At 32.1% G+C, this 14,182-nt stretch carries 11 protein-coding genes; 6 read left to right on the top strand and 5 right to left on the bottom strand.

All coding sequences use genetic code 11. The annotated features are described in order from the left end of the window. Positions 1–293 precede the first annotated feature (293 nt). Positions 294–608, top strand: a complete 315-nt coding sequence (locus FNW17_RS15065; RefSeq protein ID WP_143391600.1) for a hypothetical protein — start codon at positions 294–296, stop codon at positions 606–608. Between the two features lie 103 nt (positions 609–711). Here the strand turns inward: FNW17_RS15065 and FNW17_RS15060 are convergent, their stop codons facing one another. Then, positions 712–1,239, bottom strand: a complete 528-nt coding sequence (locus FNW17_RS15060; protein WP_143391601.1) for a DUF4252 domain-containing protein — start codon at positions 1,237–1,239, stop codon at positions 712–714. Positions 1,240–1,416: 177 nt separating this feature from the next. Between FNW17_RS15060 and FNW17_RS15055 the strand changes: the two genes are divergently transcribed. Further along, complete coding sequence (locus FNW17_RS15055) at positions 1,417–2,883, top strand: S41 family peptidase (RefSeq protein WP_143391602.1); 1,467 nt, start codon at positions 1,417–1,419, stop codon at positions 2,881–2,883. A 101-nt stretch (positions 2,884–2,984) separates the two neighbouring features. Here the strand turns inward: FNW17_RS15055 and FNW17_RS15050 are convergent, their stop codons facing one another. From FNW17_RS15050 to bshC, 3 genes are all read right to left on the bottom strand, one after another. Then, positions 2,985–3,404 carry a nucleoside-diphosphate kinase gene (locus tag FNW17_RS15050; RefSeq protein WP_144072072.1) on the bottom strand — a complete coding sequence of 140 codons (420 nt, stop codon included), beginning with the start codon at positions 3,402–3,404 and terminating at the stop codon, positions 2,985–2,987. Positions 3,405–3,517: 113 nt separating this feature from the next. After that, positions 3,518–4,789, bottom strand: a complete 1,272-nt coding sequence (locus FNW17_RS15045; RefSeq protein WP_144072071.1) for an acyltransferase family protein — start codon at positions 4,787–4,789, stop codon at positions 3,518–3,520. A gap of 44 nt (positions 4,790–4,833) precedes the next feature. After that, positions 4,834–6,447 carry a bacillithiol biosynthesis cysteine-adding enzyme BshC gene (bshC, locus tag FNW17_RS15040; RefSeq protein ID WP_143391604.1) on the bottom strand — a complete coding sequence of 538 codons (1,614 nt, stop codon included), beginning with the start codon at positions 6,445–6,447 and terminating at the stop codon, positions 4,834–4,836. A 103-nt stretch (positions 6,448–6,550) separates the two neighbouring features. Between bshC and FNW17_RS15035 the strand changes: the two genes are divergently transcribed. The 4 genes from FNW17_RS15035 to FNW17_RS15020 all read left to right on the top strand — a co-directional run bounded on the left by FNW17_RS15035 (position 6,551) and on the right by FNW17_RS15020 (position 12,577). Beyond that, positions 6,551–7,834 carry an MFS transporter gene (locus FNW17_RS15035; protein WP_144072070.1) on the top strand — a complete coding sequence of 428 codons (1,284 nt, stop codon included), beginning with the start codon at positions 6,551–6,553 and terminating at the stop codon, positions 7,832–7,834. 210 nt (positions 7,835–8,044) lie between these two features. Then, positions 8,045–10,243, top strand: coding sequence for an HAD-IIB family hydrolase (locus FNW17_RS15030; protein WP_143391606.1), 2,199 nt, complete (start codon positions 8,045–8,047; stop codon positions 10,241–10,243). A 1-nt stretch (position 10,244) separates the two neighbouring features. Further along, a complete protein-coding gene (locus FNW17_RS15025) occupies positions 10,245–11,726 on the top strand; it encodes a glycoside hydrolase family protein (RefSeq protein WP_143391607.1) in 1,482 nt (493 codons plus the stop codon). Then, positions 11,723–12,577 (top strand): PfkB family carbohydrate kinase, encoded by an 855-nt coding sequence (locus tag FNW17_RS15020; protein WP_143391608.1) that lies wholly within the window; start codon positions 11,723–11,725, stop codon positions 12,575–12,577. The genes FNW17_RS15025 and FNW17_RS15020 overlap by 4 nt, the downstream gene beginning before the upstream one ends. A gap of 267 nt (positions 12,578–12,844) precedes the next feature. Here the strand turns inward: FNW17_RS15020 and FNW17_RS15015 are convergent, their stop codons facing one another. Next, entirely contained in the window at positions 12,845–13,972 is a 1,128-nt protein-coding gene (locus tag FNW17_RS15015) for an SDR family oxidoreductase (protein WP_144072069.1), read from the bottom strand. Positions 13,973–14,182 lie beyond the last annotated feature (210 nt).

Raw genomic sequence — 14,182 nt, 5'->3', positions numbered from 1 at the left:
GAATCTTGCATTTGTATTTAATTTAAAAAGACAAATATCGAAATTTAATATTTCCCCACAACATTTAGACTTGATCCTCAATACCGTCGTGGTGACAACAGAATAAAATGCTGCTAATTAAAGTCATGAATACTAATTATATAATTGAAAACCGTTTGTTTCGCAGAATAATAAATTGAAAATAAAAGAGTTACTCATTGAAAGAAATTAAAAATTGATTTGCATATTAATTTCAAAAGTGTAATTTAGCCTCCCCCATTATTAAATTCTAGTATAAATATAGAAAAATTGAAATGACATTAAAAAAGAATTTATCGGTATTTTTTATCTTTTCATTTATAGTGTTGGGTACACACAATGCCAATTCGCAGACCGTTATTTACGATTCAATTAGCAAACAAAAAGTAGCATTAATTGATGTTAGAAAAACATACGAAAGAGTTATTGATAAAGGCTACGCATCTATTGAGATGTTTGAATACTTAGGGAATTATTATTACAAGGATAAGGATTTTCAAAAATCGAAATTGTACTTCGATATGTTGTTCAAAAAATATAAATTATCTCAAATTTCAAAAAAAAGTATTGATTTATATAAGACACTATAGAATTCAACTATCTAAACATCAAAAAAGAAGCCTCGACATTAATGTCGAGGCTTCTTTTTATAGTAAAATATAATGTTGAATACTACTTAAATGATTTTTAAAACTACTTGCCTATCGTTGCTTTTTTCAAATCATCGCCGCCAGGGATTTTCATTTTATCAGTAAGAACCGAAATTTCGCTTAAGTCAAAACTACCCGTCAACGACATTAATACAGTTTCATTTTCTTTGTTTGAACCTTCAATAAACATCAATAATTCTTTTACTTGCCCTTCAACCGCTCCGGACTTAACCAATATCCTAACGTTTTTTCCGCTATCATTGGTACGCATCAACTCCTCTAAACCAGCAGTTTTTATATAACTATCAGTAGATAATTTCATTTCTGTTGAAACTCTAGTACTGGTGGTTGTAAACACTTTCAGGTTATCTAACTTTTTCATCAAAGTCAAATATTGCTGCGTTTCTTTGTCATTGGCATCCACTTTTACGCTTCCCATCATTTGAAACATCTTCTTATTCACAATGATAGAAGTCACATCGTCTTGCCCATCGTATTTATCAAAAGCCGATTGAGCAAAAAACACATTGGAAACCAAAATTAATACAATTGTTACTATAATTTTTTTCATTTTTTTGTGTTATAAGTTTTAATAAATATAAACTTAGCAAATTAATAACAAAGCTCGTGCCAATGCAATAAAATTCTAAAATTTATACTTTTATTATAAGTTGGAATAACTTTTGAGTATAAAGGTAAAGTTAAAATTTTAAATTGCTATTTTTACGTTAGAAATCGAAACCTAAATATGAGAACAACTTTCAAATATATTATTGTATTTATTCTGTCGTCATTTATTTTCCAAAGCTGTCAAGATGAAGATGATTTCGCAAATTTGGATATTAATGATTTTATATGGAAAGGATTGAATGTTTATTATTTATGGCAAGCCGATGTACCTAATTTATCTGACAATAAATTTGCAAATCAACGAGAATTGTATTCCTTTTTAAACGGATATTCCAAACCAGAAAGTTTATTTGAAAGTTTATTGTACAAACCAGAAAGTCTTTATCCTGCTTCAGAAGCCGTGGATAGATTCAGCTGGATTGTTGATGATTATTTGGAATTAGAAGGACAACTCCAAGGAACAACCAATAATAATGGTGTCGAATTTGGTTTAAGCCGAAAGTTTTCAGGTTCATCAGAAATATTTGGTTGGGTACGCTACATTATCCCCAATTCTGACGCATCGACAAAAAACATCAAACGTGGCGAGATTTTTTATGGTGTAAATGGGACTCAACTTACCATAGATAATTACCAATCCTTGTTATTTGGCTCAAATAATGATTACACCTTAAATATGGCAGACATCAACGGCGGAACAGTTACGCCCAATGGAAAAACAGTAGCTTTGACAAAAAGTGTTTTGGACGAAAATCCAATATTAGTTAATAAAGTGATTGTTTCAGGCTCGCATAAAATTGGCTATTTAATGTACAATGCCTTTTATGCTAATTATGATAGCCAACTTAATACTGCATTTGGAACATTAAAATCACAAGGAATAACCGATCTAGTTCTAGATTTAAGATATAATGGCGGTGGCTCGATTCAAACGGCAACTAGACTTGCTAGTATGATTACAGGAGCTTTTACAGGACAAGTTTTTTCGAAAGAACAATGGAATACCAAAATAGAATCCTATTTTGCCTCTAACGATCCTGAATCTCTAAAAAATTTATTTACTGACAAAATTGGAACGGCTCCTATAAATAGTGTCAATATGACCAAGATTTACATTCTTACTTCGACAAGCACAGCTTCGGCTAGTGAATTAGTAATTAACGGATTGAAGCCTTATATTACAGTGGTTCAAATTGGCGATATAACCACTGGAAAAAATGTAGGGTCGGTAACTTTATACGATTCCCCTACTTTCGGAAAAGAAAACAGAAACCCAAATCATCGTTATGCGATGCAACCTTTAGTTTTGAAAATTGTCAATGGAGCTGGTTTTGGGGATTATCAAACTGGTTTAGTACCTACTTATCAATTAAAAGAAACCTTGAGCACTCTTGATGTTCTTGGTAGTACAACTGAGCCTCTATTGAAACTTGCAATTGGTAAAATTACAGGAACTGCAAAAATGAAACAATCTGATCCAGGAATTCAATTTGACTATTTTAAAGATTCAAAATCCGCAAATAGTTTACAAAACCAAATGTATCTGGAAAAAGCTCCCGAAGGTTTGTTGAAAGCTTTGGAATAAATAAATAAAAAAAATCCAGTTTCAAAATTTGAAACTGGATTTTCTGTTTTTGTAGGATTTATAAATCTTAATTCAAAAATCGTTAATCTTAATTCATAAATCTAGAACTGCTCTCTTATTGCAAAATGAAAAGCTCCTTCTATGGCTGCATTTGCATCACTATCTGAACCGTGAACTGCATTTTCACCCAATGAAGTTGCATACATTTTACGAATAGTACCATCGGCAGCTTCGTTGGGATTTGTAGCTCCTATCAAAGTTCTGAAATCGTCAACTGCATTTTCTTTTTCAAGAATAGCAGCAACTATTGGTCCGCTTGACATAAATTCTACCAATTCTCCAAAGAAAGATCTTTCAGCGTGAATGGCATAAAAATTTTCAGCATCTTTTACTGATAATTGAGTCAATTTCAGTGAAACAATTTGGTAACCTGCGTTGGTTATCATTGCCAAAATATTTCCAATGTGTCCGTTTTTGACAGCATCGGGTTTGATCATTGTAAAAGTTCTATTGGTAGCCATTTTGCATTTTTTTTGATTGGGGGCAAAAATAGTATTTATTAATTGAATAATTATCCTATTTTACCTTAAAATTCGCAAGATGAAATTAGATTTATAGGATTAGCTCTTCCAAATTAAACTTTGAAAATCAGTTTGTTTTTATAAAGAATCCATAAAATTATACTCCAAAATACAGAATAAACTAATGCGTATGTCAAAGAAGCATCCATTGGATTTTTGAATAATGGTACAATTCCATAATTATAAAAGTAACTTTGAAATCCGAGTAGTTCGCCGGGGAGTTCAGGATGATCCACTTTTATCATAGAAATTGCCTCAGGAATTATTCCTGAAAAGAAAAATACAATCATAGGGTTTACACCCCAAATCAAGAATAGTTTTATCCAATTTTTATGGTTAGCTATATCAATTATATAATACAATAGACTCAAACATAAAGTGGCTAATCCTGATGTGAATAGAACAAATGAGCTACTCCAAAGTGATTTGTTTATGGGAAATAGAAAGTTCCAAATTAAACCAAAAAAGATTAAACCAAACCCAAAATAAATCATTTTCTTAACAATTTCGATTTTTGGCAGCGGTTTATTCAACATTTGTCCCATCAACATTCCTATTATACCTGAGGCAATTGCTGGTAACATAGATAATATTCCTTCTGGATCCCAAGTCTTTGTTTGGCTGTACATATGGTTTTTCAAAAATAGATTATCTATATATGCAGCTAGATTTGTTCCTTTTTCAAGATTTGCTGCCCCAATTCCGGGGACTGGAACAAGTGTCATTAAGGCCCAATAGCCCAATAATAGCGTTGCAGCTACCCAAATTTGAGTTTTCATTGTTGATTTTAAATACAAAAGCGAAGTAAAAAAATACACAATTGCAATGCGTTGTAAAACCCCTGGAATCCTAATATTTTGATAGGCTGGAATACCGCTATAAGTCAGAAATAGTAGACTTCCTAAAACCGAAAAAGCTAAAATTGTTTTTATTTTTGGGCTAAAGTTTCCCAATAATGCATAGGCAACAAAGAAGGTTATTAGTATTTTTTCTATTAATGATGCAATACCATGCAAACCTAGAAAGCCGATGTTACTATAAAAATTCAGAAATAAACCCAAACAGAAAATACGTAAAGAGCGCACCAATATTTTATAAAAAATTGTGCTGTCGTAAGTTTTATTTGGCATCGCAAAGGGTACAGCTGTTCCCATTATAAAAATAAAAAAAGGAAAAACTAAATCTGTTGGCGTGCAGCCATTCCATTCGGCATGTTGTAAGGGAGGATAAATCGATCCCCAACTTCCTGGATTGTTGACAATAGTCATCAACATAATCGTAAATCCCCGAAAAATATCAAGTGAGGTTAAACGTTCTTTAATCATTGGATTGGTTTTTTGATTGTTATAGAATATGAGTTTGTATAATTTTAATGTAAAGTTATTATTTCAAAATTTGTATCCAAAGGTTTCAAAGTTGCTATCAATTTATCGATAAAATCATTTCCGTTTTCTAAATAAAATTCCGAAAAGTTGGCTTGGCGTTCCTGTAAACTTTTATTTGGAAATAATTCGTTTTGTAAATCGGTAATTCGCTCTATTGTTTCTGAATATTTCCGTTTTTGGGCTTTCAATAAACGTTTTTCTAAATTTTCTAACCCTCTAATTTGTTTGGCTTCCTGTGCTTTTACTGCTCCAAGAAAAGATTTGTCGGTTTGATTTGCAATTTCAAAAAGGGCTTCAAATTGTTTTCGAAGCTGTTCTTTTTGTGGTGTAAAATCGATTGAAAACTCGGATAATTCCGCTGTTTTGGTATTTACTAAATCTATTTGTTTGGAGAACAAATCACCCCAAGACATTCCTAGTTTATTGGCTTTCTGAGCTTGCTTTTCGGTGGACAATAGTGCCGAATTTCGAAGTAAAAGTACTGGGAATGTAACTTTCACAGCATCGAAAAAAGATTTCAGTTCTAGCCAATACGCAATTTCTCCGCCTCCGCCAATGTAGCATAAATTAGGCAAAATCACTTCTTGATATAATGGACGCATAATCACGTTGGGACTGAATTTTTCGGGATGATTTTCTACTAATTCTAAAATTTCAGTTTCCGATAATTCTATTTTGGTGTTATTTACTTTATAAATTTCATTTTCAAAAATGATTCTTTCTCGCAAATCATCTTCCATATAAAACAAATTAATCTCACGTGGATTTACTTGGATGGCGTAATCTTTAAGTTCTTTGATGGTTTCAATGACTTTTTTATGGGAAGTTTGCTGTGTTAATTCTTCCTTTATATAAGTTGCAAAAGTTCGTTTTAAATCTGGATTATCGGCATCGAGAATAACCAATCCCTGTTCGCCAAAAAGTTCGTTGGCTAAGAAACGAGTGGCATCGGCCAGATTGGAATGGTTCAAATAGGATTCTTGAAAGAGTTTTTTGATGACTTCGGCATTTTTTCCAGATCCCAATTTTTGGGCGTAAACTTCAAAAAAATCTTCCAAACCTTCGGTGGATAATCGTCCAACTGGACCGGTACTTTCCTTGTTCCAGCGAAACTTTCGACCCTTGAAATAGAAGTAATTAATTTCGTCAAAATCGTGGTCTTCGGTCGCCATCCAATAAATGGGCACGAAATTGTTTTCAGGATATTTTGCTTTTAATTCCTTGGTCAGATTGATAGTCGAAATAATTTTATACAGGAAATACAAAGGCCCAGAAAACAAATTCAGTTGATGGCCAGTCGTAATTGTGAAAGTTTTTGAATTGTTTAAGAGTTTAATGTTGTTTAAAGTTGTTGTTGAAGCAATTATTTTAGCATATTGCGCTTCTAAAACTGTAGCTAAAACTTCTCTTTTAGCATTACCATTGATATTGTCATTGCCATTGAAATTGATTTTTTTTTCAATGATTTGTTCTTCGAAATTTTCAAGACTTGGAAATCTATTGTAAAGTGACTGTAAGTTGGACTTTTGCTCTAAATAGTCATTCATTAAAGGAGAGAAATATCCTGAATTTTGATAGTTGATACAGTCTGTTGGCATATTGGAGTTTATTTGATGCTAATTTAGTGAAAAATTATTGGAACTAAATATTTGTTAGTTTCGAAAATTAGCATCATTTTTATCGAAATTTATAAAATTCAATATGAAAAATAATTCTAATCCGGCGAAAGCAAATTCTTTGGGTCACGTACTTTTTGGCAGTTTGATAGGTACAACCATCGAGTTTTTTGATTTTTATATTTATGCCAATGCAGCGGTTTTAGTTTTTCCACAATTGTTTTTTCCGGGTTCAGATCCTACAACTTCCACTATTGAATCTTTGGCAACTTTTTCGATAGCTTTTTTTGCTAGACCTATTGGTTCTGCTGTTTTTGGACATTTTGGAGATAAAATAGGTCGAAAAGCGACATTGGTTGCTGCTTTATTGACGATGGGAATCTCTACGGTTTGTATAGGATTGTTGCCTACTTATCAGAGTATCGGAATTGTTGCGCCTTTGTTATTAATGCTTTGTCGATTTGGTCAAGGTTTGGGTTTGGGTGGCGAATGGGGTGGCGCCGTTTTATTGGCCATCGAAAATGCGCCACCCGGAAAGCGTGCTTGGTACGGAATGTTTCCACAATTGGGAGCGCCAATTGGTTTGTTGCTGTCTGGCGGGACTTTTCTGTTGTTGAGTGATTTGCTTACCGAAGAACAATTTTTTGATTATGGTTGGAGAATTCCGTTCATCGCCAGTTCGTTATTGGTAGTAGTTGGGTTTTACATTCGATTGAAAATTACTGAAACTCCTTCTTTCGAAAATGCTTTGGAAACTAAAAAGCAAGTAGAAATTCCAATACTGACGATTTTGAAATCCTATAAATGGGAATTGATTTTTGGTACTTTTGCTGCTGTTGCGACATTTGTAACGTTCTATTTAATGACAGTTTTTAGTTTGAGTTGGGCCACGTCTGATTTAGGATTTTCGAGACGTGATTTTTTAATCATTCAATTGTTCTCGATATTATTTTTTGTGGTTGGAATTCCAGTTTCTGCAGTATTGGCCGATAAATTTGGGCGAAAAAGAATCTTGGTTTTCATATCGACCTTGATTATGTTTTTCGGATTCACTTTTTCGTTTTTTATGGAATCGGGGAGTATACCAATGATCACCACTTTTGTTTGTATCGGAATGGGATTAATGGGATTGACTTATGGTCCATTGGGGACTTTTTTGTCAGAGTTGTTTCCTACAGAAGTTCGGTATTCAGGAGCTTCTTTGACATTTAATTTGGCTGGAATTTTGGGAGCTTCTTTTGCGCCATTAATTGCCATTTGGTTAGCTAAAAATTATGGAATTGGTTATGTTGGTTTGTATTTATCAATTGCTGCATTGATTTCGGTTTTGGCACTTTTGATGATTCGAAAAAAAGAGGAACAGTTTTGATATGTGTTATCGTTTTAAACTAAAATGACCTTTGTATTCCGGCCTGTTGGGTCTTGTTACGACAAGATATTTATTTTCTGCTTTTTGGAACTAGCAAAATCATCTTTCATAAACACAATTATTCTTAATAAGAAAATGCTAATTTATTAATAATCTGGTTAATTCTCTAAATTTGACTCTGAATTGTTTTTATTTTTCTTAAATTACAAAATGCAAACAATTCAAAATAATACAAAAAAATTAAGAATAGCATTAATCAATATTCACGGGCTAGTTAAAGGTACGGGTCTTGAGATTGGAAGAGATGCAGATAATGGTGGACAAACTAAGTATGTCTTTGAACTTGCCGAGTTTTTATCACACCACCAGGATGTAGAACATGTTCATTTATTTACTAGGTTGATTGATGATAAAAATCTTTCCTCGGAATATGCAGTGCCTATTGAAATCGTTAATGAAAAATTTGATATTAGGCGAATTCCTTTTTTGGGAAAAAAATACAAGCCAAAAGAACAATTATGGGTGGGTTTAGATGCTTATGTAAATGGTGTTGTACAGCACATCAAACTTCATGATATATTTCCAAATTGGATTCATTCCCATTATGGAGATGCAGGTTATGTTGCTAGTGAATTATCAATAATTTTAAATATTCCTTTTGCACATACTGGTCATTCTTTGGGTTTTTATAAGCAGGAAAAACTAATCGCAGCCGGTATGCTTGACGAAGAACGGGAAAAAAAATTTAAATTTAAAGAGCGAATTGCAGCCGAAGACAAAACATTAGAACTATCAGAATTTATTATTACATCTACAGAGCAAGAAATAGTAACTTATAAGCCCTATAAAAATTTTCATTTAGGAAAATATCATGCAATTCCTCCTGGGATTGATACTCGAAAATTTGTTCCTTATTATCATGTTGAAAGTGATGGTGTAAAACAAATGGAAGAAGTACAAAGAAAATATTGGGTTGCAGAAACTATTTCTAAATTTTTAACCAATCCGCACAAACCCATTATTTTAGCTCTTTCTAGACCTGATCGTCATAAAAATCTTCATACATTGATTGATGTTTATGGTAAAGATAAGGAGCTACAAAGTATCGCTAATCTTGTCATTTTTGCAGGAATACGTAAGGATATTTCGCAAATGCCAGAATCTGAAAAAGATGTTTTAACAGATTTATTGTTGCTAATGGACAAATATGATTTGTATGGTAAAATGGCAATCCCTAAAAAACATGATGTAGAAAACGAGGTTTCTATTATATATCGTTATGCTGCCGAAAAAAGAGGCGTCTTTGTAAATTTAACCCTGCATGAAAATTTTGGATTAACAATTATAGAGTCCGCAAGTTCTGGTTTGCCTGTAGTGGTTACAAAAAACGGTGGGCCATCGGAGATTATTCCTACTTGTGAAAATGGTGAATTGGTAGATCCTTTGGATGAAAATGAAATTAAAAAATCTATAAAAAATATCTTAACCAACGAAAATCTATGGAAATATTATTCGAACAATGGGGCTATTAATATTCAAAAACAGTACAGTTGGTTGAGTCACGTCAATCAATATGTTGGATTAATTAATGAAAATTTATTGCTTTCATCTGGTTCAGGAATCAAAAAGCAACATTATCCCAATATTAATATTGAACGATTAAAAAGAAAGGTCGAAAATTTATTGGTTTCGGATATTGATGGGACATTGATTGAGTCCAAATTGAATAATCCTGGGTTAGAGGAATTAAAAACGTATCTAAAGAATCATACTGATAAAATGGCATTTGCTTTGGCATCAGGACGAAACATAGATTTGGTTAAAAAAGTTATTGAAGAGGAACAACTACCCTTACCAGATTTTATTATCTGTTCTGTGGGGACTGAAATTTATTACACAAATGGAAATGATTATATTTTAGACAAAGGTTGGGCTACATTTTTGGCAGGTCGTTGGAAAAGAGAAGATATTATAAATCGTCTGAAAGGAATTTCTTGGTTAAAACCGCAAGACGAAGAGGCTCAAAATCCTTTCAAAATTTCGTATTATTATGATAAGGAAAAATACAGTCACGAGCAATTAATCAAAGTTTTAGGAACAGGATGGTATAAAGTAAATATAATCCCAAGTCATGGCGAGTTTCTTGATTTTTTACCTAAAAGAGCGTCAAAAGGAAATGCAATCAAATTTTTATGCCATAAATGGTCAATTCCTTTGTCAAGTGTAATTGCCGCGGGTGATTCTGGAAATGACATTGACATGTTCAGAAGTTCTGTTAAAGGAATTATCGTAGGCAATCGAAGTGTAGAATTAGCCGAATATAAAACAACTAAAAATATATATGTAGCTAAAAGTTCCGCTTCCTCAGGAATTCTAGAGGGATTAAAACATTATAAAATAATTAAATAATATGTATTCAGGTTCAGGTTTTAATAATTGGGAAATAGGAGATGTTGATGTATTTATAGATGATAATGGAGTTCATCATTTATTTCATTTGATTATTCCTAATCATGACTACATTGCACATGCAATATCTAAAGATGGTTTTTCGTGGAAAAGAGTGAAAAATGCTTTGTGGGTAGGCGATCCCGGGGAATGGGATGATGATATGATATGGACCATGCATGTTAGTAAAAACTTTGAAGGAGAAGGTTACGAAATGTATTACACAGGGTTAAAGAGGAGAGATAAAGGAATTAAGCAACAAATTGGAAGGGCTGTATCACTTGATTTAATTCATTGGACGAAAGAAAATAAATATGGTCTACCTTTTAAAACTCAAGGGCCATTTTATGAGAATTCAAAGAATAATCCCCGTGAATGGTTAAGTTTTAGAGATCCTTTTAAATATCGATTTGAAGGAGAAGATTATTTATTGATTTGTGCTCGAAACGCAATAGGGCCTACATATAGAAGAGGATGTATTGGTGTGGCGAAAAGAGAATCAAATGGTTTCATTCTTCAAAAACCATTGCATATTCCCTTTGTATATGATGATGTTGAATGTCCTTCGGTGGTAGAAATAAAAGGAACACATTTTTTATTAGGTTCAATAAGAGAAGATATTAAAGTTCGTTATTGGTTTTCTCCAGAATTTAAAGGGGAATATCATGCATTTCATGATAACGTATTGTTGCCACAAGGAAATTATGCAGCAAGAATTGTAAAAGATGGAGATTATTTTTTGATATATAATTTTTATTTTGTTGGTGGAAATGTTAATACTCATCGTGTTATACCTCCTCCAAAACAGTTGGATGTTGATAATAATGGCAGGCTTTTATTAAAAACCTATCATTATTGGGAAACGCTTTATCTAAAAACAATTTTCCAAAAAGACTTTCCATTTCCAACGGCTATTTTAGGTAATCCAACGGCAAATTTGACTTTTGTAGATGAAAATAAATGGCAATGTGGCTGTCGAAGTGGTTACGAAGTTTTTTGCTTTGAAAAACCCGCAAACAACTTTGTTTGGGAAGGAACATTGACCGTTGAGGGAATGGGTAAAACGGGTTTTGTAATTGAATGTGATAGAGAAGGAACTGGATATTATATATCAGTAGATTTTGTAAATGGCTTAGTTCAGTTTAGGGCTTGGGGATTTAACGAAAAAGACGTGAAAAATAATTTTATTTTTGAAAATCTTCAGACAAATCAGTTTGAAATTCAAGAAAATAGACAAATTAATTTCAAGATTATTCGTTATGGAAACTATTATGAACTTTCTATTAATGAAATAGTGAAATTGACATTATTGGATTTTAAATATAATGATGGTAAAATAGGAGTATATGTTTGTTCAGCCATCATCTCATTAAGTGACTCGAGAATTCACGTAATTCCTGAACCAGAAAATGAATATGCAACTTCTAATCCCGACGAATTATGAAAAATTTAGTAACTTTTGGCGAAGTATTAATGGATTGCCTTCCAGACAAAAATGTTATTGGAGGAGCTCCTTTTAATGTAGCCATTCATTTGAAACGTTTTGGAAATCAAGTAATTTTTATTAGTAAAATTGCAAAAGATGATTTTGGTAACGAAATATTTGATTTTGCAAAAAAAGAAAATATTGAAAAAGGAATTTCTTTTGATACAAATCATCCCACAGGTTTTGTAAGTGTTGAATTTATCGAAAAAGAACCACATTATACCATTGAAACCGAAAAAGCATGGCAATTTATTGACTATGTTGGCTTAGATAAGCCAGTAGATGTTTTTATTTACGGAAGTTTGGCATTGCATTTTGAAAAGAATCAAACCACTTTCTCACAATACAAGTCAGAGAATCCAAAGGCTATTTTTGTTTGTGACTTGAATTTGAGAGGAGATTTTTATTCAGAAGATACAATTAATTATTGTCTTTCAAATGCCACCATTTTAAAGGTAAACGATGATGAATGGATGTATCTGAAAGAAATCTATCAACAATCTACAGAAAATCAACTTTTGGGTTACTTGAAAAAAACATTCAATTTAATCAAAATTATTCGCACTCAAGGCAAAAAAGGAGCAAGGGTATACTGGGATGATGCAATTATTCAAGAATCAACCCAAATGGTTTCGGATAATTTATTCAAAGATGCAATTGGAGCTGGAGATGGGTTTTTAGCTTGTTTTTTAAATTCTTATTTCAAAGAAAATGATGTGCAAAAGGCATTGAAGAACGCTTTAATTTTTGCAGGTAAGATTTGTCAATTTTCTGGGGCAATCCCAAGTGATAAAAATATTTATTATTAATGGGAATCAAACATTGAAATTTGCTGTTAGGAATTTGAAAAACTTTCGAATGAAGATTATTTTCTCTCACTCTGAACTTTACAAAAAAGGAAAGATTGATCCAACTTCTTTTAATTTCAATTTGTTTATGGAAAGAAACTAAAATTATCTCTCATTTTTGCACAAATCAATTCCTTTGACAACCAAATTTTTCTTAATCAGCAGACTTATATCCTCTTAAAAGCTAACAATTTTGAAGTAATTTTTCAATCGAAATAATAGTGCTAATTACACCTTAATGTCTTGAAAATTATTAGCAATAGCATACCGAATCAAATTTGTAAAACCTTCATTGTCTAATTTTGGAATTTCAAGAATGGAATTCAATAAAGTAGTATCATATTCATTGGCATCCGAAATGAAGTAGGGTTTTAGATGCTTGCCGATACTTTCGTAATACATTTTTTCAACAGAGTTCTTGTATTCAAAATCTAAGTCGTTTGCTATAAAAGTAAAATTTGTATAACCCACTTCATTCATAATCAACTCCAGACCTTTTAGCATATTGAAACTTTTTTTGTTCACTATATTCAGTTGCTCAATATCATCTTTTTCAAATGTATTGACAACAACTTTGGCAACATAATCAACTGGGATTATGTTCAAACTTGTTTCGGCATTGACGATAATCCGAACATTTTCCTGTTTGCCTTTGCGATTTGCAGTAAAATGAAAAAACTTAGCTAAAAGGTAAAAGACCATATATTTTGGAATGAAATAGTTGTTTTCTGTTCCTAACATTTTGCCGCCAATAACACTTGGACGGAGAATTTGGAAAGGTAAGCCTATTGCTCGACATTCTCTGGCTATAAAATTCTCGGAGTGATATTTGGCATATTCATAAGTATTACGATGCTCGGGTGTAAAATCTAAATTATGAAAATCAGTGCCAATAAGACCCTTTCGAATTCCAGATGAAAAAGCAGTTCCTATGTAAATGAATTTTTTTATATAAGGATGTAAAACCGAAAAAAGAGTCTTTGTTAATTGAACATTTTCATCGAATATTTTGTCTTTTAATTCCTCGTCGGTAGAGAGATTTACATAACCAGCCGAGTGGATAAGGTATGCCCCTTTAATTTTTTCTAAAAATAATTCCTCTTTGACAACTATATCAAAGTTTATGATTTCAATATATTTATTAAGGTCATTTAGTCCAATGTTTTGAAGGATTTTAGGGGTGTAGTAGCTAGATAACAATTCGTTTATGCGATTTTCGGCTGAATTTTTTCCGTTATTTCGGGCGATAATATAGAGCTTGTTATTGAGATTCGGTTTTTTTATAAAAAGTTCCAAAAGCTCATACATGATATGAGAACCTAAAACACCTGTGGCACCAGTAAGAATTATTTTCATTAAATTTTTGTTCTAATTTGCAAATATAACTTTTTTGCAATCAATTCTTGGCAGGTTTATAAATGAGTTATTTCTTTCAAAAAAACTTCTTTTTTGAAATTGAACCAGCAATGTTTCAAATATTTATTAATTATAAAAATAGTTATTCAACTCAAGCTTGATCGAAGTGATTGTGAAATTGTTTTAGAAAAAAGAGGAAAAGTTTTGATA

Source organism: Flavobacterium franklandianum, from assembly GCF_007097365.1.
GTDB classification, from domain to species: Bacteria; Bacteroidota; Bacteroidia; order Flavobacteriales; family Flavobacteriaceae; genus Flavobacterium; species Flavobacterium franklandianum.
Note: the sequence above shows the minus strand (reverse complement) of the source record. Positions and strands in the feature narration are given on the sequence as shown.

Bases quoted from the DNA above. Each gene is read 5' to 3' on its own strand.
- FNW17_RS15055 (WP_143391602.1), top strand. From the start codon at position 1,417: ATGAGAACAACTTTCAAATATATTATTGTATTTATTCTGTCGTCATTT.
- FNW17_RS15050 (WP_144072072.1), bottom strand. From the start codon at position 3,404: ATGGCTACCAATAGAACTTTTACAATGATCAAACCCGATGCTGTCAAA.
- FNW17_RS15020 (WP_143391608.1), top strand. From the start codon at position 11,723: ATGAAAAATTTAGTAACTTTTGGCGAAGTATTAATGGATTGCCTTCCA.
- FNW17_RS15035 (WP_144072070.1), top strand. From the start codon at position 6,551: ATGAAAAATAATTCTAATCCGGCGAAAGCAAATTCTTTGGGTCACGTA.
- FNW17_RS15060 (WP_143391601.1), bottom strand. From the start codon at position 1,239: ATGAAAAAAATTATAGTAACAATTGTATTAATTTTGGTTTCCAATGTG.
- FNW17_RS15065 (WP_143391600.1), top strand. From the start codon at position 294: ATGACATTAAAAAAGAATTTATCGGTATTTTTTATCTTTTCATTTATA.
- FNW17_RS15045 (WP_144072071.1), bottom strand. From the start codon at position 4,789: ATGATTAAAGAACGTTTAACCTCACTTGATATTTTTCGGGGATTTACG.
- FNW17_RS15015 (WP_144072069.1), bottom strand. From the start codon at position 13,972: ATGAAAATAATTCTTACTGGTGCCACAGGTGTTTTAGGTTCTCATATC.
- FNW17_RS15030 (WP_143391606.1), top strand. From the start codon at position 8,045: ATGCAAACAATTCAAAATAATACAAAAAAATTAAGAATAGCATTAATC.
- FNW17_RS15025 (WP_143391607.1), top strand. From the start codon at position 10,245: ATGTATTCAGGTTCAGGTTTTAATAATTGGGAAATAGGAGATGTTGAT.
- bshC (WP_143391604.1), bottom strand. From the start codon at position 6,447: ATGCCAACAGACTGTATCAACTATCAAAATTCAGGATATTTCTCTCCT.